This is a genomic window from Pseudomonas sp. B21-053 (assembly GCF_026016365.1).
GTDB classification, from domain to species: domain Bacteria; phylum Pseudomonadota; class Gammaproteobacteria; order Pseudomonadales; family Pseudomonadaceae; genus Aquipseudomonas; species Aquipseudomonas nunensis.
Genome location: NZ_CP087205.1, coordinates 5,056,649 through 5,079,117, shown reverse-complemented (window position 1 = coordinate 5,079,117; position 22,469 = coordinate 5,056,649). Strand labels below are relative to the sequence as shown.

Sequence of the window (22,469 nt, the reverse complement as noted above, 5' to 3'; positions counted from 1 at the left end):
TTTGCGGATGCACTTAGAGGCAGACCCATGACCCAGGAAACCGGCGGCTTCGCCGCTTTTAATCTTAATCCGAATATTCTTGCAGCCGTCATTGCGACCGGCTACGAAGAACCTTCGGCTATTCAGCAGCAATCGATCCCGATCATCATGGCCGGCCACGACATGATTGGCCAGGCGCAAACCGGTACCGGTAAAACCGCCGCGTTCGCACTGCCTATCCTGCATCGCATCGATCCTGCCAAGCGCGAGCCGCAAGCCCTGATCCTGGCGCCAACCCGTGAGTTGGCGCTGCAAGTAGCAACCGCTTTCGAAACCTACGCCAAGCAAATGCCGGGCGTTACCGTTGTGGCCGTTTACGGCGGCGCCCCTATGGGCCCACAACTGAAAGCAATCCGTAATGGCGCACAGATCGTTGTCGCCACTCCGGGTCGTCTGTGCGACCACCTGCGTCGTGACGAAAAAGTCCTGTCGACCGTGAACCACCTGGTTCTCGACGAAGCGGACGAAATGCTCAAACTGGGTTTCATGGACGACCTCGAAGTTATCTTCAAGGCTCTGCCACCAACCCGTCAGACCGTATTGTTCTCGGCGACCCTGCCGCAGTCGATCCGTGCCATTGCCGAGCGTCACCTGCGTGATCCGCAGCACGTGAAGATCCAGACCAAGACTCAGACCGTTACCGCGATCGAACAGGCTCACCTGTTGGTTCATGCTGACCAGAAGACCTCGGCTGTATTGAGCCTGCTGGAAGTTGAAGACTTCGACGCCCTGATCATGTTCGTGCGCACCAAGCAAGCGACCCTGGACCTGGCCAGTGCCCTGGAAGCCAAAGGCTACAAAGCCGCTGCGCTGAACGGTGACATCGCCCAGAACCAACGTGAGCGCGTCATCGAATCCCTCAAGGATGGCCGTCTGGACATCGTTGTTGCGACCGACGTAGCTGCTCGTGGCCTGGACGTTCCGCGCATCACTCACGTGTTCAACGTTGATATGCCGTACGACCCGGAATCCTACGTTCACCGTATCGGCCGTACTGGCCGTGCTGGTCGCGAAGGTCGTGCACTGCTGCTGGTGACTCCACGTGAGCGCCGCATGCTGCAAGTGATCGAGCGTGTAACCGGTCAAAAGGTTGCCGAAGTTCGCCTGCCGGACGCTCAAGCTGTTCTTGATGCCCGCATCAAGAAGTTGACCAACAGCCTGTCGCCGCTGGTAGCTGATGCCGAATCGACTCACGGTGATCTGCTTGATCGCCTGACCGCCGACATCGGTTGCACCCCGCGTGCCCTGGCCGCTGCTCTGTTGCGCAAAGCCACCAACGCTCAGGCGTTGACCCTGGCTGCAATCGAGAAAGAACGTCCACTGGTGCCGAACAACGCACCACGTGGCGATCGTCCAGAGCGTACCGGTGATCGTCCGGACCGTGGTGATCGTGAGCGTCGTGCTCCGGTTCCATTGGCTGAAGGCCGTGCTCGTTGCCGTACCGCGCTGGGTGCGCGTGATGGTATTGCTGCCAAGAACCTGCTGGGCGCTATCCTGAACGAAGGTGGCCTGGCTCGCGAAGCAATCGGTCGCATCCAGGTGCGTGACAGCTTCAGCCTCGTCGAGCTGCCGGAAGATGGTCTGGAAAAACTCCTGACCAAACTGAAGGACACTCGCGTTGCTGGCAAGCAGTTGAAGCTGCGTCGCTACCGCGAAGATTAATCCGCTCTCGGGCTGATTGATCGCACATAAAAAATCCCCGACTGGTTCGGGGATTTTTTTGCCTGCTGTTTGTGTTTGGCTGGAGATCGAGTCGCGCCCTTCGCGAGCAAGCCCGCTCCCACAGGGGATCTCTGTAATACACAGATGTTGTGTTCACTGGAGATCCCTGTGGGAGCGGGCTTGCTCGCGAATGAGGGCAACTCGGTCTACCGATCAGCCAAACCGGTAAATATCCATCCCCAGCGCCCCCATGGTGAACCCCTGGTGCGCAATCCCGAACTCACCCCCGGCCCCGCGAGCAAAGTACAGCGGCAGCAAATGCTCATCACTCGGATGGTTGCGCACAGCATTCGGCGCCTGCTGACGATAATCATGCAGCGCGGCCTCGTCATTGGCAGCGAGTTTCTCAATCATCCAGTCGCGGAACGCCTTGGCCCATGGCTCAACGCTCTCCGGGCCGGCATGCCAGTCCAGTTCGCGCAGGTTGTGGGTGATGCTGCCGGAGCCGATCAACAGCACGCCGTGTTCACGCAGGCTGGCCAGGGCATGACCGACACGGGTTTGCAGGGCCGGGCCGCCACGGGTCGGCAGTGAGACTTGCACCACTGGAATATCGGCCTGTGGGTACATCAATGACAACGGCACCCAGACCCCGTGATCAAACGGCCGCTTGGCGTCGATGCGCGCCGGCAGACCATCGGCTTTCAGCAACTCGACCACCTCGCCCGCCAGTTGTGGATCGCCGGGCGCCGGGTATTGCACGTCGAACAGGGCTTTGGGGAAGCCACCGAAGTCATGCCAGGTGTCAGGTTGCGGATTGCCGCTGACCAGCAGCTCGTTGCTTTCCCAGTGCGCAGACACGATCACGATGGCTTTCGGTTTCGGCATTTCTGCAGCCAGGCGCGCCAGGGCCGGGCCGCTGGCGCCCGGTTCCAGTGCCAACATGGGCGAACCATGGGATATGTACAGGCTGGGGAACATGAATGAGCTCCTGAGGGGTAAGATGGCGTCATCTTCAGTCAGATCATCGATCTAAATCTAATATAAGTTTTAGGGTCTTTTGATCGAATTTTCGGGATTAATTATGCAGCCGGAGTTTTGGCACAAGCGGTGGACGACGAATCAGATCGGCTTCCACCTGCCGGAAGTGAATCCATATCTGCAACGGTACTGGCCGCAACTGAGCCTGGAAGAGGGCGCGCGGGTGCTCGTGCCGCTATGCGGGAAAAGCCTGGATCTGCTGTGGCTGGCCAAGTGCGGTCACGAGGTGCTGGGCATCGAGTTGTCGGAAAAGGCCGTGGAAGACTTTTTCCATGAACATCAATTCGACCCGGACGTCAGCGACCAGGGCCCTTTCACCGTATATCGCGCGGGCTCGATTGAAATCTGGTGCGGCGATTTCTTCGCACTGACCGCCGGCGATGTGGCTGATTGCAGCGCGTTGTACGACCGCGCGGCGTTGATCGCTTTGCCGCCGAAGATGCGTGAGCAATACGCCGAGCACCTGAAGCGGATTCTGCCGAAGGATTCCCTGGGGATTTTGATTACCCTGGATTACGACCAGGCGCAAAAGGATGGCCCGCCGTTTGCCGTGCTGGATGACGAAGTGCAGAAGCTGTTTGGCGCATCGTGGGAGCTGAAGATTCTGGAGGACCAGGATGTTCTGGGTGAGAGCTGGAAGTTTGTCGAGAGCGGCGTGACGCGGCTTGAAGAGCGGGTGTATCGGGTTTCCAGCTGATAGATCCGGGTTGTTTGTGCTGGCCCCTTCGCGAGCAGGCTCGCTCCCACATTGGAATGCATTCCTCCTGTGGGAGCGGGCTTGCTCGCGAAGAGGTCCGGAAGAACACTGCAAAACCAGCAGACAAAAAAAGGCCCGCATTCAATGCGGGCCTTTTCTTTTAGTGCGAAGCCAATCAGCCCCGACGACGCAACGCGTCAATACGCTCTTCCAGCGGCGGGTGGCTCATGAACATGCGGGCGAAGCCCTGTTTGATGCCACCGTTGATGCCAAAGGCGTTCAAGGTGTCCGGCATGTGCACCGGCAGACCTTGTTCGGCCCGCAGGCGTTGCAGGGCGCCGATCATTGCGCTGGTACCGGCCAGGCGTGCGCCGGCTTCGTCAGCGCGGAATTCGCGTTTGCGCGAGAACCACATGACGATCGAGCTGGCCAGGATACCCAGCACCAGTTCGGCGAAGATGGTCGCGATGTAATAGGCGATGCCCTGGCCTTCTTCGTTCTTGAAAATCACCTTGTCGACAAAGTTGCCGATGATCCGCGCGAAGAACATCACGAAGGTGTTCACCACGCCCTGGATCAGGGCCAGAGTGACCATGTCGCCATTGGCCACGTGACCGATCTCGTGGGCCAGCACGGCCTTGACTTCATCCGGCGAGAACCGCTCGAGCAAGCCCTGGCTGACCGCGACCAGTGCGTCGTTCTTGTTCCAGCCGGTGGCGAAGGCGTTGGCCTCGTAGGCGGGGAAAATCCCGACTTCTGGCATCTTGATCCCGGCTTCCCGGGACAGTTGCTCTACCGTTTGTAGCAGCCATTGCTCGTGACGAGTGCGCGGCTGGCTGATGATTTGGGTGCTGGTGCTCATCTTCGCCATCCACTTGGAGATGAACAGCGAAAACAGGGAACCGGCGAAACCGAAGACCGCACAGAAAATCAGCAGCTGATTGAGGTTGAGATCAACCCCGTTGGCCGCCATGAACCCGTTGAAGCCGAAAAGGCTCAGGGTGATGCTGGCAATCAGCACGACCGCCAGGTTAGTGGCCAAAAACAGCAGGATGCGCATCATGGTTGTAGAAATCTCCTCATACTAAAGATGTAGCGTACTGCGGGGTATATAAGGTGCTGCACCGTGCTATTCAACCGGGTGACTATTTCAAACTGTGTCCTACAGCAATAGTTTAGCTGCGTGCAGGGCATTTCCGACGCGGACGCAGGAAGGGTTTGACAGACGATTGACCGCGTAGCCCCCGTCTTTGTTAGACGCGAGCGCAGATACCGTCATCAGGCAGCGGCGGCAACAAGGGTGTGCGGCAAGATATAGAGATGTGTTGCTGAATCAATCACCGTGCGACCCGGACCTGCGTCGCACGGTGACCGTCGGCTTACTGGCGGTAAGTCTTGAGGAAGTTGCCGATCCGGCCGATGGCCTGATCCAGTTCGTCGACCCGGGGCAAGGTAACGACGCGGAAGTGATCCGGCCATGGCCAGTTGAATGCCGTGCCTTGCACCACCAGCAGCTTCTCGGAGAGCAGCAGGTCGAGCACGAACTTCTCGTCGTTGTGAATCGGGCAGACTTTCGGATCGATCCGCGGGAACGCATACAGCGCGCCCATCGGCTTGACGCAGCTCACGCCTGGAATGTCATTGAGCAATTCCCAGGTGCGGTTGCGTTGTTCCAGCAAGCGACCTTGCGGCAAGACCAGGTCATTGATGCTCTGGTAGCCGCCGAGTGCGGTCTGGATTGCGTGCTGGCTCGGCACGTTGGCACACAGGCGCATGTTGGCCAGCATGTCGATACCTTCGATGTAGCTCTGGGCGTGGTGTTTCGGCCCGGAAATGGCGATCCAGCCAGAACGGAAACCGGCCACGCGGTAGGACTTGGACAGACCGTTGAAGGTCAGGCACAGCAAGTCCGGCGCCAGCGAAGCGGTACAGATGTGCACGGCATCGTCGTACAGGATCTTGTCGTAGATCTCGTCGGAGAACACCACCAGGTTGTGCGAGCGGGCCAGTTCGAGCATGCCCAGCAACACTTCCTTCGAATACACCGCGCCAGTCGGGTTGTTCGGGTTGATGATCACCAGGGCCTTGGTGTTCGGGGTGATCTTGGCCTTGATGTCGGCCAGGTCCGGGAACCAGTCGGCGCCCTCGTCGCACAGGTAGTGCACCGGGTTGCCGCCCGCCAGGCTCACGGCGGCGGTCCACAGCGGGTAATCCGGAGCCGGCACCAGCACTTCGTCGCCGTTGTTGAGCAGGGCTTGCATCGACATCACGATCAGCTCGGACACGCCGTTGCCCAGGTAGATGTCTTCGATGCCGACGCCTTCGACCTGCTTCTGCTGGTAATACTGCATCACGGCTTTGCGGGCGCTGAACAGGCCCTTGGAATCGCTATAGCCCTGGGCGGTCGGCAGGTTGCGGATCACGTCCTGGAGAATTTCATCCGGCGCTTCGAAACCAAAAGGCGCCGGGTTGCCGATGTTCAGCTTGAGGATGCGATGGCCTTCCTCTTCCAGGCGTTTGGCGTGCTTGAGCACTGGGCCGCGAATGTCGTAGCAGACGTTGGCGAGCTTGTTCGATTTGCTGACCTGCATGGCGATGTGTTCCCGAAAATGAACGATCCAGGCGGCGGATGGACAACCGTACTGGGAATCCTGCGTAATCACACAGGCCTGACGCCTTCAGTGGCGACACTCATAATCCGTTTGAATGCGCGGTGTCTGGCTGCCAGACTGGCGTTTGACGAGGCGCAATCATACGTGCCGCCCGATCCGTGGAAAAGGTACAGATCGGGCTTTTTCAGCTGCTGAGGTGTGACGATGGAAAAGTTGGATAAAACCCTGGAAGAATGGAAGGCGATGCTCGACCCGGAGCAGTACAACGTTTGCCGCCTCAAGGGCACCGAACGGCCGTTCTCCGGCAAGTACAACGACACCAAGACTGACGGCGTCTACCACTGCATCTGCTGCAATGAGCCGTTGTTCGATTCCAAGACCAAATTCGATTCCGGCTGCGGCTGGCCGAGCTTCTACGCGCCGATCGGTGAGAGTGCGATGGTCGAGATCCGCGACGTCAGCCACGGCATGATCCGCACCGAAGTGGTCTGCGCCAAATGCGACGCGCACCTTGGGCACGTGTTCCCGGATGGCCCGCCACCGACCGGTTTGCGTTATTGCATCAACTCGGTGTGCCTGGACCTGGTGCCACGCGAATGATGTAGCCCCTTGTAGGAGCGAAGCTTGCTCGCGAAGGCGTCGTGTCAGTCAACTTCTGTGTTGAATGTTAAGACGCTTTCGCGAGCAAGCTTCGCTCCTACAAGTCATCGATATTGAATAATTAGATTGCACACAATTCAATTGCTTACTATGTTTGACGCTTCTTCCTTCATCTGGAGCCCGAACCCATGAGCGACAACCTGCTGAACATCCCGGTCACTACCATCAAGGGTGAACAGAAAACCCTGTCCGACTTTGCCGGCAAAGCCGTGTTAGTGGTCAATACCGCCAGCAAATGCGGTTTCACCCCGCAGTACAAAGGTCTGGAAGAGTTGTGGCAGACCTACAAGGATCAAGGCTTGGTGGTGCTGGGTTTCCCCTGCAACCAGTTCGGCAAGCAAGAGCCGGGCAACGAAGGTGCGATTACCGAGTTCTGCGAGCTGAACTACGGTGTCAGCTTCCCGCTGTTCAAAAAGATCGACGTCAATGGTTCCGACGCCCATCCGCTGTTCGTGCAATTGAAAAAGCGCGCACCGGGCCTCTTGGGTTCTCAAGGCATCAAGTGGAACTTCACCAAGTTCCTGATCGGCAAGGACGGCCAGTTGGTCAAGCGTTTCGCCCCGGCCACCAAGCCGCAGGACTTGACCGCCGAGATCGAAGCGCTGCTGAAATGAACAGCGTTTCCGCCGATTCCCTGAAACTCGACAGACAGATCTGTTTCAAGCTGTATGCCGCTTCCCGGGCGGTGATTCGTGGCTACAAGCCGATGCTCGATCAGCTCGGCCTGACGTATCCGCAATACCTGGTGATGCTGGTGCTGTGGGAATGGCAGGAAGAGGCGCCGGAGCAGCCGACCGTCAAAGCCTTGGGCGAACGTCTGGCGCTGGATTCCGGCACGCTCACGCCGTTGCTCAAGCGGCTTGAGCAACTGCAACTGGTGCAGCGCCAGCGTTCGGCGCGGGACGAGCGTGAGGTGCACCTGAGCCTGTCGCCCGCCGGCCAGGCCTTGCGCGAGCAGGTCGGGCCGCTCAAGGCGCGCCTGCTGTGCGACAGCGGCGTGGACCTGAATCGCCTGAATGAGCTGCGTGACGGCCTCGATCAGTTGTTGGGGCAGATCAAAGCACTGTCGTAGTCGGGATCCACAAGTCGAGCAGGGCAGCCAGCTCTTCTCGGCGGAAGGGCTTGGCCAGGTAGTCGCTCATGCCCGCCGCGCGGCAGCGTTCGCGTTCTTCGGACATGGCGTTGGCGGTCAGGGCGACGATCGGCAACTGCGGCCACCGCCCGCTGCGACGAATGTGCCGACTGGCCTCGTAGCCGTCCATCACCGGCATGTTGCAGTCCATCAGCACCAGATCGAATTCACTCAGCTCAAGTTGATCCAGGGCTTCGGCGCCGTGGGCGGCGACAATCACTTCGCAACCGAGTTTGCCGAGCATGCCCTTGGCCACCAATTGATTGACCGGGTTGTCCTCCACCAGCAGCACGCGACCGCGCCTTTGGGGCGTGAGGGCGTCGAGTTGCGCGTCGTTGATCGTCGCTGTGTCCGGCTGCAACACCCGGCGCAGTGTCTGGTACAGTGCGTTGCGGGCCAATGGCCGCGCCTGTTGTTGCAAGGGCGCCAGGGCCGCAGCTTCTTCGCTGGGCATGAAACTGCCATAAGCCGTCACCAGCAGAATCGGCGCCGTCAGCGTGGGGCGCAGGCCGAACAGGCATTCCGGGCAGTCGGTGATCAGGACATCGGGATCCAGCCCAAGCAACGAGTCTTCAATGGAGCGCTGCTGATAGACCAGGCCCCATAACGGCAGCAGGCTTTTCAAGAGTTCCGCCAGGCCACTGCTGGCCGTCGTAATCGCGATGACTTTGCCTTGCAGCGGCGGGGGCGCAATCGCGCGGGTGTGGCAAGGCAGTGGCAGGTCGGCGCAGAACTGGCTGCCGAACCCGGCTTCGGAACTGATCGTCAGCCGGCCTTGCATCGCTTCGCAGAGGTTATAAGTCAGGGCCAGGCCCAACCCGGTGCCGCCGAATTGCCGGGTAATGCCGGCGCCGGCCTGGGTGAAGGGCTGGAAGATTTTGACCTGCGCATCCTGAGCGATGCCGATACCGGTGTCGCACACCTCGATGCGCACGCCATCCTCAAACGTCGAAAGCCGCACATCCACCCGCCCGAAACGGGTGAACTTGAGGGCGTTGGACAGCAGGTTGCTGACAATCTGCCGCACCCGGGTCGGGTCGCCCAACACCAGGGCCGGAAACTGCGGATCGATCAGGCAGGCCAGTTCGACGCTGGGTGCGGCGTTCTGCGACAGCAGGTTGGCGGTGTCCTCAATCAACGAGCCGAGGTCGAACGGTATATGTTCGAGCTCCAGTTGCCCGGCGTCGAATTTCGACAGGTCGAGAATATCGTTGAGCAGTTCCACCAACACTTTGCCCGAGTCATGCGCGATCGACAGTTGCTGCTGTTGTTCGGCATTCAACGGGCCGTCGAGCGAGAGCGCGATCATCCCCAGCAAGCCGTTGAGCGGCGTGCGGATCTCGTGACTCATGTTGGCCAGGAACGCCGAGCGCGCTTCAGCCATGTCGAGTGCGGTGCTGCGGGCGACTTCCAGCTCTTCATTCGATTGGCTGAGCCGGGTGTTGATGGCCTTGAGTTCGGCAGTACGCGCCGAGACGATGTTTTCCAGTTGCGCGAGGTAGTCGGTCAGACGGTTTTCCGCGTTGCGCCGTTGCTGGATTTCGGTCGCGATGTTCTCAAACTGTTGATTGGCTACTTTGACCAGCACACCGATTTCATCGTTTTCATGCCCCGCCGGGTATTCCAGCCAGGTCGGTTCCGCGCTGCGCGGATCGCGGCCGCTGAGTTCGCGGATGACCCGCACCAGCGGCTTGGTCAGCATGACGTAAAACAGCGCCAGGAGGATGCCGGTCAGGATCAGGCTACGGGCGAAACCGTTGAGCAAGGTCACTTCGGCCCGGCGCAGGAAGCGGTTGCCGAAGGAGTAGGTGTCGACCTCAAGCTTCAAGGTGCCGAGGGATTCGTCGGGCAAATGGTCGAGGTAGAGCCGGTCTTCGAACTGCCGGTTGGCGCCGAACAGGAAGTCGCTGATCACCCGGTAACCGCTTTGCAGGCCCTTGCGCTTGACGCTGGCCAGCACGGTATTGTTGTTATCGGTCAATTGCGCGCTGATGATCGCCGGCGAACGCAACAGGCCCATGGTCAGTTCCTGGGCGAGTTCGGCGTCGATGTTGTAGGCGATACGTGAGGCCGGGTTATGGCTGATTTCCAGCAACGACAGGATTTCGCGGTTGATGGAGGCGTCTTCGCTGGCATAATCGATGCCTATTTGCACCAGACTGAGCAAGGTGCCCAGTATGAAACCGACCAGCACAGTGAGCCGGGCTTGCTTGTAAGACAGCCGGTGGGTGAACTTGATATCCATGGGGTGTTGAACCACTTCCGTTTCCCTTCGCTGCTCAAGCATAGTCGATCATGAATGGATACCGATGTTCCCACGTCATCCTCTTTCGAGGGTGCTGGTTGTTGTAAGTTGCTGTATCGCCATCATTACTGTGAAACGTGCCCGAGGAGAAGACGTGGATTCCCGATTGAATGCTTTTCTTGAACGCGCCGATGCCGTTCTGGCCCGTATCGAACCCCTGCTGCCGGCCCCTCGGCAAACCATCGACTGGGCGCATTGCCTGGCCGCGCGCTGGCAGCGTGAGGGTCGCAGCGGTTTCCTGTTGCCGCTGCAAGTCAGCCTCGACACCCGTTTGACCGACCTGATCGGTGTCGATCGCCAAGTGGAACAACTGGGCCGCAACACCCAGCAATTTATCGACGGCATGCCGGCCAACCATGCACTGCTCTGGGGCTCGCGTGGCACCGGCAAATCGTCGCTGGTCCGCGCGTTGCTGGCCGAACACGCTGCCGCCGGTTTGCGCCTGATCGAGATCGAGCGCGATCACTTGGCGGACCTGCCGCGTATCGTCGAACAGATTGCCAAATTGCCCCAGCGTTTCGTGCTGTTCTGCGATGACCTGTCGTTTGAATCGGGCGAAGGCGATTACCGCGTGCTCAAGAGCGTGCTCGACGGCTCCCTGGAGCAAGCGCCGGATAACGTTCTGCTGTACGCCACCTCCAACCGCCGCCACCTGGTGCCGGAAAAGGAAAGCGATAACGAAAACTGGAAACGCGTCGATGGCGAACTGCATCCCAGCGAAGCGGTGGAAGACAAGATCGCGCTGTCGGACCGTTTTGGTCTGTGGCTGTCGTTCTACCCGTTCACCCAGGAGCACTTCCTCAATGTGGTCGAGCACTGGATCGGGCAACTGGCCGACAAGGCCGGCCTCGCCTGGCAGCGCACCGAAGAGCTGGATATCCTCGCGGTCCGCTGGGCCACTGGCCGGGGTAATCGCAATGGCCGTTGCGCTTATCAATTTGCACGTTATTGGGTTGGACTGAAGCTGTTGGAGAACAAGGCATGATCGATTTACAACAAAGCGGCCAGGGCCTCGAAGGCTACGGCATGCTGCACGCACAGCTGGAATCCTTGCTGGCGGACGAGCGGGATTTCATCGCCAACGCGGCGCAGTTTTCTGCGTTTCTGTTCAACCAGCTCGATGACCTGAACTGGGCCGGTTTCTACCTCAATCGCAACGAAGAGCTGGTGCTGGGCCCGTTCCAGGGACAGATCGCCTGTGTGCGGATTCCGTTCGGTCGTGGTGTATGCGGGGCGGCAGCCGCCACTTTGCAGACGCAGCTGGTCGAGGATGTGCATGCATTTCCCGGGCACATCGCCTGCGACAGCGCCTCGAACAGCGAACTGGTGGTGCCACTGGTCAAGGACGGCCGACTGATCGGCGTGCTGGACCTGGACAGCCCGAAACTCGCGCGGTTTACCGCTGACGATCAGGCGGGTATCGAGCAACTGGCGGCGATTTTCCTGCGCCTGACGGATTGCTGACCACCGGTTGAAGCGCACCTCCTGTGGGAGCGGGCTTGCTCGCGAATTCGGTCTGTCAGTCGCCGAGTGTGTTAACTGATACACCGCCTTCGCGAGCAAGCCCGCTCCCACAGGGGGGTTATGGCGCTAGCGTAAGCCTGCTTTTGCCAGCAGGCTTTCCGCGTCCACGACATCGATCTGTTTCGGGTCGAGGAATTGCTCGGCGTACTGCCGGTAAATCTGCTCGTTGATAAACAGCCCGAACAGCTCGGGATCGATATGGGCATCGCGGCACATCGTGGCCATGATGCCCAGCGCTTCGCTCAACGACTTGGCTTTCTTGTAGGGGCGATCGGCTGCGGTCAGCGCTTCGAAAATATCGGCAATCGCCATCATCCGCGCCGGCAGGCTCATGTCGTCGCGCTTCAACTGTTTGGGGTAACCGGTGCCGTCCATTTTTTCGTGGTGGCCGCCGGCGATTTCCGCGACGTTGTTGAGGTGGCCGGGGAAGGGCAGGTGGCTGAGCATCAGGATCGTCTGCACCATGTGGTGATTGATGATGTAACGCTCTTCGCGGGTCAGGGTGCCCCGGGCAATGCTCAGGTTGTAGAGCTCGCCGCGATTGTATTTGTGGTGCGGCACATCGAGCTTGAAACCCCAGGGATTGTCGGCGGGGATCAGTTCGCTTTCGGCGCGTTCCAGCAGGTGCTCGGGTTTGTCCGCCAGCAACGGTTCACTGACCGGTAGTGTCGGCGCCGGAGTGCGCGCCTGGCGGCGGTTCTCCTCCCAGGAAACCCCCAGGCGATCATCCAGGGTTCGCGTCCAGGTGCGTTGGGCGATCAGGTTCAGGCGCTTGAGGTCGGCCTCGGCCATCGCCTCGCCGCCCAGGTTGCAACGGGCGATAAAGGCGAAGTCATCGTCCAGGCCTGCAAGGTTGGCATTGCGCAGTTCAGCCAGGTGGTGTTCGTCGCCACCCAAAGCGATGGCCTGCCAATAGTTGATCCAGGCGTCACGCTTGAGCACTTCGAAACGGGTGCGGATTTCGTGGATGCGATCGTTCAGGGTTTCCAGTTTGGTCGCCTTATCGACCACATATTCAGGCGTGGTGACCTTGCCGCAATCGTGGAGCCAGGCGGCAATGTGCAGGGCTTCCCACTCATCTTCGGTGGGCTGATAGCCGCTGAACGCGGGCTCTTGGCTGGCTGCGGCCGCTTGGGCGAGCATCAGGGTCAGCGCCGGCACACGCTGGCAATGACCGCCGGTGTACGGGCTCTTGGCATCGATCGCGCCGGCCAGCAGTTGAATGAACGAATCCAGCAATTGCTTTTGCTTGGCCTGCAGACGCTGGCTTTCGATACTCACCGCCGCCGCGCCGGACACCGCTTGCAGAAACGCGATGCGATCCGGGCGAAGTTTTTCCAGGTCGCCTGGGCTGCCACTGTCGGCCAGCAGCAAAATCAGCAAACCTACAGTTTCGTTATGCCGATTGCGCAGCCGAATGCCGATCAAATGCACCCGCGGACTCTCCATGGCCAGCAAGACTTTCTGCAAATCCCCGGCCTGTTCGAAACCGAGACTGGCGACCACATTGTCGGCAGCCGCCAACTGTTGCAGCCACGATGGGCTCTGCGGGTTCTGCAGTTCGTGTCCCTGGACCCCGAACGACGGCAAGGGTTGGGACGCGCCGTTGATCACCAGGCCATGGGGCTCGATGCGATCGCCGTCACTTTCGCGCAGGTAGATCAGGCCGGCCTGGGCCTGGGCGATTTTCACCGTTTCAAACAGCACCCGTTGCAGCAAAGGCGCGAACCGGGTCTCGGCACACAGGCTGTCGGTGATCTGGAAAAAACTCCCCAAGGTGTCCTTCATCCGCACCATCGAAACATGTAACTGATCGACTTCCAGCACCGGTGAACGACGACTGGCTGGAAAGTTGAAATCGAAACTGCGAATCGCATCGGCTTCCTTCACCAGTGCACGCAAGGGCTTGACCAGGATCCGCGACGTCAGCCAACCCACCGGCAGGCATAACAATAAAGTGGTCAGGGTAATCAGCGCCCCTTGCCAGCGCATGCGGTAGGCATCGACCAGCAATTCATCCTCGGGCACCAGCAATGCCATCTGCAAACCCTCGGGGCCACCCTCCTGCATGTGGCTGCGGGCGACGATCCATTGCCGGCCAGCGACGTCCAGGCGCTTGCCCGTCTGTGGATTGGCGAGCAGGGCGCCGAGAACGGGGCTCAGGTCGGCGGCTTTGCTAAGGCGGGCGGTCTGGTCGTCGATGATCAATTTGCGGCTGTCGGGATAGGCAATCGCATTGCCCTCGGCATCGAACAACGCAATCTCGGTGCTGGGGGTGACGACGTGTTTGGCCAGGGTCGCGGAAAGCTCGGCCAGGGTCAGGTCGGCACCCATCACCGCACCGTCGCCACTGCGCCGGGCCAGTGTGGTGCCGACGTTATGGGTAGAGAAAAAAATGTAGGGTTCGGTGGTGATCTGGTCCGTGTCCTGTCGAGCATTGGTAAACCAGTCGCGGGTTCGCGGATCGTAGCTTTCGTCGGCAATCTGTTGGCGGCTGATCAGGTTCAGGGCCGCGTCGTAGAACAGGAATTGGGAGACAACCTGAGCTCCGCCGCCCTGATGCTCGATGCTCCACACCTGATACACCGCCGTGGCCGGCGCCTTGAGCTGCGTCTTCAAGGCTTCGGTACGCAACGGCCGGACCATGAAGAAATCGCCATTGCCGTAGCCCAGGTACAGCGAGGCCAGGTTGGGATTGTCCTTGAGTGATTGGCTGAACGGCCTGAGCAGCGCCAGGCGCGACTCAAGCGTCGGGGCCTGGGCGTCCGGTGTATCGGCCAACAGGCTCAGCAGGTGACGAATCGGCTCATAGGTCGATTGCAGGTCCAGGCGTACATCCTGCTCGATGCGATTGAACAGCTTTTCGCTGCTGGACAGGATGATCTGCGTGGTCTGCTGGTAATTGAAAATGCCCAGCACCACGCCGGTCAGCAACAGCAGGAAAGTGAACATGACGCTGATATGGACGTGCAGGGGAAACCGGCGTTGATCCGGGCGCAGTGGGCTGGGCATCACGGTCTCTCCATAGTGGTTAACGCACTGCTCAGCGTCCAAGCATAGTTAAGGCTCCGTCATTTTGCTGTGGGCGTTCAGGTCAATCTGTTGCAGCAGCGCGCGCTCCAGTTCAAGCATGGCCAGATCCATGTTTTTGATGGCGTGGCCCAGTCCATTTTCAGCCGCTGGTGCCTGGCAGGCTTTTTCGAGCGCCTGGCAACAATCGATCAATCGGGAGGCCTGGATAATGCGGGCCGCGCCTTTGATTTTATGCGCAATGTCGATCAGGGCCTGATGGTCATCGAGAGTGGACAAGGCCTGCAACTCCTGGCGATCCAGGTGGTTGCTGCTCAACAGTTCGTCCAGCAACCGCTGGGTCATTTGCGGATTACCCCCCGTCAACAAATCCAGCCCCTGCAGATTGAACGGCTGCTCACGAACCGATGGCTTGATGCCTTCGACCCACTGACTCAATGCCATCAGGCTCAGGGGTTTGAACAGGCAATCATTCATCCCTGCTTGCTTGCAGCGGTGTATTTCTTCCGGTTGCGCATTGGCGGTAAACCCCAGCACGGTGCAAGGCGTGCGTTGTTGCTGCCGTTCATGCTCGCGGATGGCGCGGGCCAGGTCGTAGCCATTCATGATGGGCATATTGCAATCGACCACCACCAGATCGAAGGGCTCGATCTTCCAGGCATCCAGACCGGCCTGGCCATCGTTGGCCCCGGTAAACCGATGTCCCAGGTATTCCAGCTGTTGGCACATGAGCAAGCGGTTGGCGGGATGATCGTCGACCACCAGAACATTCAAGGGCGTGCGGGTGGTGTGGATGGGTGTTTCAACCCGGTCCGGCGTTTGCTCCGGCGTCAATGTTGCCAAGTGCAATGAAAGGCTGACCTGAGTGCCCATCCCCAACTGACTGCTCAGTTGCAGGCTGCCGCCCATCATTTCGCACAGTTGGCGACTGATCACCAAACCGAGCCCGGCACCGCACCTGGCCAGTTGCCCGGAATTGTCAGCCTGGGCAAACGGTTCGAACAGACGCTGCTGATCCTGTTCGCTGATGCCGACCCCGCTGTCCCGAACCTGTACCTGCATCCGCGTATGCTCGGGCTCGTCAGCAGGCAACAACTCGACCGTAATCCTGACCTCGCCCTGTTGCGTAAACTTGATGGCATTGCTGACCAGATTCGACAGCACCTGTTTAAAGCGCAGCGGGTCGAGCAGCACATCCACGGGCGGCTGGGGCGGGTTGAACTCCAGCAGCAAGTTAAGATTTTTTTGCCGGGCCAGTCCGTCGAAAATTCTCACCACCGAGGCCACGATTTCCCCCGGATTGACCCGCTCCGGGCTCAGGCTCAGGTGACCGGATTCGATCCGGGCGATGTCGAGAATGTCGCCGATCAACTCCAGCAAGTCTTTTGCCGAGCTGTAGGCGGTTTCGATGGACGAATGATGCTGATGCCCTTGATCCATACGTTTGAGGGTCAGCTCCAGCATGCCGATCACCGCGTTCATCGGGGTGCGGATTTCGTGGCTCATGGTGGCCAGGAACGTGCTTTTGGCCCGGTTGGCCTCATCGGCCTGCTCTTTGGCGGCTCGCAGCTTGTCGAACAATTGCCGCCGTTCGCTGATGTCGATCCAGCCACCGATGATGCCTTGCACTTCGCCGCTGGAGTCGCGGTAGGGCAGGATCCAGTGATAGATCGTCAGCCGGCGGCCGCCGATGTGCAACGGACGGTCGACAATCAACGGCAACCCTTCGGCCACGACCCGTTGATAGTCAGCCTGAAACTCCCGGGCTTCGAAGGCATTGTTCATGTTGCCCGGCATCACGCATTTGCCGATCACGTCCTCGCGTTTCGCCTGGAAAACTTCCAGGTAACTGTCGTTGCAGCTTTGCAGCAGCCCCTGGCGGTCACGTACATAAATCGGGTGAGGCGTGCCGTTGACCAGCGAGCGCATGAATTCGAATTGATCGTTCAGCGCGCGCTCGGCCGCCTTGCGCTGATTGATCTGACGGCGCATCCAGGCGTTCCAGACCATGGAAATCAGCAACAGCACGCTAGCGCCGATCACGAGCTGATAGAACACCCGGTGAAAGTTGTTCCAGGTCTTTTCCGAAGCCGCCGAGTAGCCACGCCAGCGACTGTTGATCACGCCCAGTTCTTCCGGAGCAATGCTCAGCAGCGCTTTATCGATGATCGAACTGAGTTCGGTGGCGCCCCGCGCCGTGGCCAGCGAGAACGCCGCCTGCTGGGTGCCGATGGTGGTGCTGATCTGCAGTTTGTGTTCAAAGATGCGCGACGAAATAAAGTAATTGGCGATGACCAGTGAGTTGACGGCACCTTCCACCTGGCCCTCGGCGAGCAATTCCACGGCGTGAAAGGTGTCCGGCGTTTCAATCAGGTGGATCCGCGGAAACTCGCTGCGCAGATAGTCCACCAGTGGGTTGCCCTGGGCGATGGCCAGTCGCTTTTCCTGTAGCTGCGAAAGGTTGGTCGCGCTGTCGGGGGACTTGCGCGTCAGCAGCACAAAGGAGTTTTCCAGGTACGGGCGGCTGAAGTTCAATTGCGCTTCACGTTGGGGAGTCGGCAGCAGCGCCGCGATCAGGTCAGCCTGATTGCTTTTGACCAGCGCGATCATTTGATCGTCGCCGCGGCTGCGCTGGATGTCGAAGCGCAAACCGGTACGCAAGCGGATCAGTTCGAGAAGGTCGGCGGTGACGCCGCGAAAGTTGCCGTCGCTGTCAAAAAACGTTAACGGCGCAAACGCCTCGTTGACCAGCACACGGACGACGGGGTGCTGCGTCAGCCAGCGCTGTTCGCGGTCCGTCAGTTGCAGCTTGTGATCGGTGAGGAGAATGTCGCTGCCGGCGCTCCAGCGCTTGGCGATGTTTTCCCGTTCGCTGGTGGGAACGGCGTTGAGTATCGCGTTGACGATCAGCAGCAGGTCCGTGTTGTTTTTGTGTACGGCAAAACTGAAACCGTGAGCTTCGTGTTTACCGAAATTGGCCATGCGGATGTTGTTCAGGTAACCCTTGTTGATCATGTAGTGGGCAGAAATGGTGTCGCCGAGAAAAACGTCAGCCTGGTCGAAGGCCACCGCATTGATTGCATTCTGATAAGAGGGGTAGTCGGTGATGATCGCCTTCGGGTACAGCGCCTGAACTTCCTCTCGCGGTAAATAGTGATACACCATGCTCAGTCGCAGGCCGGCGAGTCCGTCGGTCAGTGAGCGGGTTTCTCCCTCCCGGGTCACCAGTACCGGTTGATCCACGGCATAGGGCACGGACAGTTCAATGTCGGCATTGTGTGCTTCGAATCCGTTGGCCGTGCCGAGGAGGTCGACCTCACCGTTTTCCAATGCTTCGATGGCGGCATTGCGGTTCGCATAGCGCAGGACCTTGACCGGCAAGCCCATGGCCTGCCCGAGGATCCCGGCATAATCAGCGGTGAAGCCTTCATAGTCACGGCCGCTGACAGTCAGGTCAAAAGGCGGGTAATCCGGGGCAGATGTGCCCACGATCAGTTCGCGTTTATTGTTAGCCCATTGCCGTTGTGATTTATCCAGTTGGACTTCCAGATGCCCGACTGTGGCGCGGCTGAGCAGGGTGTAGTTCTCGACGGCGGTATGCGTCGCGGACACTGAAGTGCTCAGGCATAAACCCGCGCTCAATATTATTAGATAGTCCTTTATGCTGCTGGGCATCCTGTCTCTCACACTAAGGCGTTACGTTTTGCCATCTCGATGAGCGCTACCAGGGATTTGGCCTTGAGTTTTTGCATGAGTCGTTTTTTATAAGTGCTGACCGTCTTGTTGCTCAGGAACATGCCTTTGGCGATTTCCTTGTTAGTGCGCCCTTGAGCGAAAAGTTGCAACACCATCAGTTCCCGGTCATTCACGGACTTGAACAATTCAAGTTCGGCGTAGCGCACATCATCCGGGCGCACCGGGTTCAAGGCCTGGCTCGGGAAGTAGTTGTAGCCCGACAGTACGGCCTTGATGGCACTCATCAGTTCACTCAGATCTTCCTGTTTGCACACATACCCCGAAGCGCCGGATTGCATGCAGCGAATCCCGAACAGCGTTGGGCATTGCGCCGTCAGCACCAGGGTTTTCAACGGGGTGCTCATTGCATTGAAGCGAGAGAGAACTTCCAGCCCGTCGAGTTTGGGGATGCTGATGTCGAGAATGATCAAGTCGGGCATGCATTCACGAACCATCTGCATGGCATCGACCCCATTATCAGTTTCGCCCACGACTTTATAACCCTCATGCTCCAGCAGCATCCGGACAGCAAGACGGATGACGGGGTGATCGTCGACAATAAAAACGGAGTTCATAATCAAGTCCCATACGTGCGCGAATAAAGCGCGCACATTAGCTCAGTTAATTGAGAGGGCGCATGAGCGGACAGGTCTATAGCGGCGATATAGGACAATTCCTACAAATGAAAAAGAATAGGACTACGGATCAATTGGGTTTTGAGTGGGGAAATGTGAAAGTTCTGATTGTGTAATCAGAAAGTGACGATGTTTATAGTGCACATTACACGCGCGTTTTTATTGGGCTTTTCAAGTGCGACTATTTTGCGCACTTTTATATTAAGGCCAAGGTCAACAAGTTTCTAAATTCAGTTTGTTTCAGCGGCTTGGTCAAGTATCCCAGCAAGGGCAATCGGTGTTCACTGGCCTGTTTCCTGAGCCCCTCCAGTTCAAGGGACGTCAGGCTGCTCAGCAGGATCGCCTGCCTGATCATTCCACGGTGACTGGCCAGCTGGATCAACTCCAGTCCTGGGAGGTCGGGCAGGCATTGATCGCAGAGCAGAATGTCGAATGGTTGCCGCGCTTCGTGCATCTTTTGCAAGGCACCTTCGGCGCTGTCGGTGACGGTCAGCTGAGTGAAGCCGAAACTCTCCAGCAGGCATTGGGTCGCAAAGAGCTGGAAGGGATGATCTTCCACCAACAAGATGCGCCAGTCGTTTTTCAACATGGGAATTGGCATTAAACGGAATACGTCGCCAGCGGGGAGGGACGATTATTCCGCGGTCCGACTAGACAATCGATCAGTTGGCTCAGCGCGACACGTAGGGGGGATTCGTTGAAACGCAGTTGACGGACGAGCGACTTGATCAGCCGGTCAGAATTATCTGACACGGCTGATCCCGAGTTTTTATCCGTGGATGGAGCGGCCAGTCATTTCCTGGGCCATTTCACTGGCATAGCTGTCGGTCATGCCGGCGATGAAATCAATCATGCGCAGGAACGACGTATGCAACGGGCCATTTGGATCGGGCGCGTTGTTACCCAGCAGGTCGAGTACCCGACGGCTCTTGAAGGACGGCGTGCGGCCGTTGTGCTGTTCCAGCGCCGCGCCGCAAAAGGCGTTGAGCAGGATTTCCAGCGTGGTGTAGGCGCCGATTTCATGCAGCGTCTTGCGCTTGTCCTGGAAGATTTTTTTGCGCGCCATGTCCTTGGCATTCAGCACGCAGCGCTTAGCCGGGCCGTGCATGTGTTCGACCAGATCGCCAGGCAGCGTGCCGGCCAGCAGCGCATCCTGCTGCTCGACAAAGGCGCGGGCGGCGGCGTTGGTCAGGTGCTCGATGGCCTTGCCGCGCAGGATTGCCAGTTTGCGCCGACGGGAATCTTGCGGGCCGAGCAGGCGATAGGTTTCCGGAATATCGTCGCCCACCAGGTCGAGCAGCAGGGATTCGACTTCGGCGTATTCCAGCAAGTCCATTTCCAGGCCATCTTCGAGGTCGATCAGCGCGTAGCAGATGTCATCGGCGGCTTCCATCAGGTACACCAGCGGATGACGGGCCCAGCGCTGTTCTTCCAGTTGCGGCAGGCCGAGTTTGTGCGCGATTTGTTCCAGCAGCGGCAGTTCGCTCTGATAGCAGCCGAACTTGTGCTTTTTGTAGCCCAAAGAGTCGGCGTGCTTGGCGGTCCACGGGTACTTCAAGTAGGTGCCGAGGGTGGCGTAGGTCAGGCGCGTGCCGCCGTCGAACTGGTGATACTCCAGTTGGGTTAGCACGCGAAAGCCTTGGGCATTGCCTTCGAAATTCAGGAAGTCGTTACGTTCGACCTCGCTCATTGCGTCCAGCCAGCCACGTCCGGCGGCCTGCTGGAACCAATGACGGATCGCGTCTTCGCCGGAGTGGCCGAAGGGTGGATTGCCGATGTCATGGGCCAGGCAAGCCGATTGCACCACCATGCCCAAATCACTCGGTTCGCACCATTCGGGCAGGGCGCTGCGAATGGTTTCGCCCACGCGCATGCCCAGCGACCGGCCGACGCAACTGACTTCCAGCGAGTGGGTCAGGCGCGTGTGGATGTGATCGTTGCTGGACACCGGATGCACTTGGGTCTTGCGTCCCAGGCGGCGGAACGCTCCGGAGAAAATGATGCGGTCGTGGTCTTTATGGAAAGGGCTGCGGCCAAGTTCTTCCGGGCTGTGCAGCGGCTTTCCGAGGCGTTCGCGGGTAAGCAGGGTTTGCCAATCCAAGGCTGGTTCTCTCCGTCAAATGACTGATGGCCCAGTGTCCTGTCTCGCCTGCGTGCCTGCAAGCAGAACTACAGCCCGGCGGCGTCGATATCGATGAGCAGCAGGCGCTCGCCGTTGTCGAAAAACTGCCCCGCCGTCAGGCAGTACTGGTTACTGGTGGCATCGCGGTAGGTGTTGGAAAGCGTCAGCCGCCGCTCATCCCACCCCTCGGCGAGCAGGTGATAAAAGTACGGGCGCCAAGACCAGTTGTGGCCCAGGTAGCGGTTATCGGCTTCCCAGCGGTTGTTGCGCCATTCCAGATTGGGCGTCAGTTGCGTGCCATGGCGATCGCATTGGTAGAAACGCAACAGCCAGGGAAAAGCATTCAGTTGCGGCAAGGCGCTGATGGGCGCGCGTGCCTGAGCCCAATCCTGCAGGATCGCCATCAGCTCGCTGAGTTGCCGGCGCATGACCATCAGTTGCCCACGCTCAATCAGCTTGCGCTGGACATAGCGTTGGCGCAGTTGGGCGAACTGGTCGACGAAGGCATCGGTGGCGAAGAAATCGGTGTGCGCCCGGGCGAACAGAAAACCCTGCACATAACGTGAACCGCATTCGAGGGCAAAACTCAGTTGGGCTTCGGTTTCCACGCCTTCGGCGATGATCCAGCACCCGGTTTTCTCGGCCATCAGCGCCAGTGCCTTGACCACCTCGCTACTCGGTCCGCCCAGGGCTGCGGCCTGAAACAGGCGCATGTCGAGCTTGAGAATGTCGGGTTGCAGGGCAAGCACGCGATCGAGTTGCGAATAACCGGCACCGAAGTCATCGATGGCAATCCGTGCACCCGCCTGGCGATAACGCGCTACCACTTCGGCGAGGCGTTGGCCGTCGCCGCCCAGCTCGGTGATCTCGAAGACGATGCGTTGCGGGTCGACGCCATGCCGGGCCAGTTGCTTGAGACTTGGCAACGCCTGGTCCGGGCGCAAGCGGCTGATCCAGCGCGGCGACATGTTGAGACTCAGAAACCATTCCGAAGGTGCTTCGTGCAGACGGCTCAACGCGTTATCACGTATCTGTCGGTCGAGGCGACGCAGGGCGATGGCAGGAGTTCGCGGGTCGGCGAACAGCGGTCCCACGGAGGTCAATTGACCATCGGCCTGGCGCAGTCGACCCAATGCTTCGACGCCTGCGATACGCCCGGTGGCGGTATCGATGAACGGCTGAAAGCAGGCGAGCGGTTGCCCGTCGATCACGAGGCCTCCTTAAGTGAGGTTTTGTTTTTGGATTGATCCCGAGGCCGGGTAGGCACGCAGGATT

17 protein-coding genes are annotated in these 22,469 nt (G+C 59.2%); 7 read left to right on the top strand and 10 right to left on the bottom strand.

The features are described from left to right. Positions 1–27: 27 nt before the first annotated feature. A complete protein-coding gene (locus LOY68_RS22570) occupies positions 28–1,701 on the top strand; it encodes a DEAD/DEAH box helicase (RefSeq protein WP_054052043.1) in 1,674 nt (557 codons plus the stop codon). 213 nt (positions 1,702–1,914) lie between these two features. On the opposite strand, the gene LOY68_RS22565 is transcribed toward LOY68_RS22570, so the two are convergent. Continuing rightward, positions 1,915–2,682, bottom strand: a complete 768-nt coding sequence (locus LOY68_RS22565) for a DODA-type extradiol aromatic ring-opening family dioxygenase (RefSeq protein WP_265040010.1) — start codon at positions 2,680–2,682, stop codon at positions 1,915–1,917. Between the two features lie 103 nt (positions 2,683–2,785). Here LOY68_RS22565 and LOY68_RS22560 point away from each other — a divergent pair, with 103 nt between their 5' ends. Next, the gene (locus tag LOY68_RS22560) at positions 2,786–3,439 is read left to right on the top strand and encodes a thiopurine S-methyltransferase (RefSeq protein ID WP_163913219.1); all 654 of its coding nucleotides are present in this window, start codon (positions 2,786–2,788) and stop codon (positions 3,437–3,439) included. A gap of 175 nt (positions 3,440–3,614) precedes the next feature. Here the strand turns inward: LOY68_RS22560 and htpX are convergent, their stop codons facing one another. Together htpX and LOY68_RS22550 are read right to left on the bottom strand one after the other, a co-directional pair. Beyond that, positions 3,615–4,502 (bottom strand): protease HtpX, encoded by an 888-nt coding sequence (gene htpX, locus LOY68_RS22555; protein WP_010461286.1) that lies wholly within the window; start codon positions 4,500–4,502, stop codon positions 3,615–3,617. 316 nt (positions 4,503–4,818) lie between these two features. Next, positions 4,819–6,030: a pyridoxal phosphate-dependent aminotransferase gene (locus LOY68_RS22550; RefSeq protein ID WP_054052048.1), complete on the bottom strand. Its 1,212-nt coding sequence runs from the start codon at positions 6,028–6,030 to the stop codon at positions 4,819–4,821. A gap of 225 nt (positions 6,031–6,255) precedes the next feature. Here LOY68_RS22550 and msrB point away from each other — a divergent pair, with 225 nt between their 5' ends. From msrB to LOY68_RS22535, 3 genes are all read left to right on the top strand, one after another. Continuing rightward, positions 6,256–6,651: a peptide-methionine (R)-S-oxide reductase MsrB gene (msrB, locus tag LOY68_RS22545; RefSeq protein ID WP_265039998.1), complete on the top strand. Its 396-nt coding sequence runs from the start codon at positions 6,256–6,258 to the stop codon at positions 6,649–6,651. Positions 6,652–6,839: 188 nt separating this feature from the next. Beyond that, a complete protein-coding gene (locus tag LOY68_RS22540) occupies positions 6,840–7,325 on the top strand; it encodes a glutathione peroxidase (RefSeq protein ID WP_054052052.1) in 486 nt (161 codons plus the stop codon). Further along, positions 7,322–7,783, top strand: a complete 462-nt coding sequence (locus LOY68_RS22535; protein ID WP_163913223.1) for a MarR family winged helix-turn-helix transcriptional regulator — start codon at positions 7,322–7,324, stop codon at positions 7,781–7,783. The genes LOY68_RS22540 and LOY68_RS22535 overlap by 4 nt, the downstream gene beginning before the upstream one ends. On the opposite strand, the gene LOY68_RS22530 is transcribed toward LOY68_RS22535, so the two are convergent. Further along, positions 7,767–10,088, bottom strand: a complete 2,322-nt coding sequence (locus LOY68_RS22530; RefSeq protein ID WP_265039996.1) for a response regulator — start codon at positions 10,086–10,088, stop codon at positions 7,767–7,769. The two genes, LOY68_RS22535 and LOY68_RS22530, sit on opposite strands and share 17 nt — an antisense overlap. A gap of 154 nt (positions 10,089–10,242) precedes the next feature. Between LOY68_RS22530 and LOY68_RS22525 the strand changes: the two genes are divergently transcribed. Next, positions 10,243–11,133, top strand: a complete 891-nt coding sequence (locus LOY68_RS22525) for an ATP-binding protein (protein WP_163913228.1) — start codon at positions 10,243–10,245, stop codon at positions 11,131–11,133. Continuing rightward, positions 11,130–11,612 carry a GAF domain-containing protein gene (locus LOY68_RS22520; RefSeq protein WP_054052060.1) on the top strand — a complete coding sequence of 161 codons (483 nt, stop codon included), beginning with the start codon at positions 11,130–11,132 and terminating at the stop codon, positions 11,610–11,612. The genes LOY68_RS22525 and LOY68_RS22520 overlap by 4 nt, the downstream gene beginning before the upstream one ends. Before the next feature lie 126 nt (positions 11,613–11,738). Here LOY68_RS22520 and LOY68_RS22515 read toward each other — a convergent pair whose 3' ends face one another. The 6 genes from LOY68_RS22515 to LOY68_RS22490 form a co-directional block, all read right to left on the bottom strand. Next, positions 11,739–14,684 carry an HD domain-containing phosphohydrolase gene (locus LOY68_RS22515; protein WP_265039993.1) on the bottom strand — a complete coding sequence of 982 codons (2,946 nt, stop codon included), beginning with the start codon at positions 14,682–14,684 and terminating at the stop codon, positions 11,739–11,741. A 48-nt stretch (positions 14,685–14,732) separates the two neighbouring features. Then, positions 14,733–18,377: a transporter substrate-binding domain-containing protein gene (locus LOY68_RS22510; protein WP_265039991.1), complete on the bottom strand. Its 3,645-nt coding sequence runs from the start codon at positions 18,375–18,377 to the stop codon at positions 14,733–14,735. 8 nt (positions 18,378–18,385) lie between these two features. Continuing rightward, positions 18,386–19,012, bottom strand: a complete 627-nt coding sequence (locus tag LOY68_RS22505; protein ID WP_054052066.1) for a response regulator transcription factor — start codon at positions 19,010–19,012, stop codon at positions 18,386–18,388. Between the two features lie 256 nt (positions 19,013–19,268). Beyond that, positions 19,269–19,661: a response regulator gene (locus tag LOY68_RS22500; protein ID WP_054614012.1), complete on the bottom strand. Its 393-nt coding sequence runs from the start codon at positions 19,659–19,661 to the stop codon at positions 19,269–19,271. A 180-nt stretch (positions 19,662–19,841) separates the two neighbouring features. Further along, positions 19,842–21,173 carry a deoxyguanosinetriphosphate triphosphohydrolase gene (locus LOY68_RS22495; protein WP_265039988.1) on the bottom strand — a complete coding sequence of 444 codons (1,332 nt, stop codon included), beginning with the start codon at positions 21,171–21,173 and terminating at the stop codon, positions 19,842–19,844. 68 nt (positions 21,174–21,241) lie between these two features. Continuing rightward, positions 21,242–22,405 (bottom strand): EAL domain-containing protein, encoded by a 1,164-nt coding sequence (locus tag LOY68_RS22490; RefSeq protein ID WP_054052072.1) that lies wholly within the window; start codon positions 22,403–22,405, stop codon positions 21,242–21,244. Positions 22,406–22,469 lie beyond the last annotated feature (64 nt).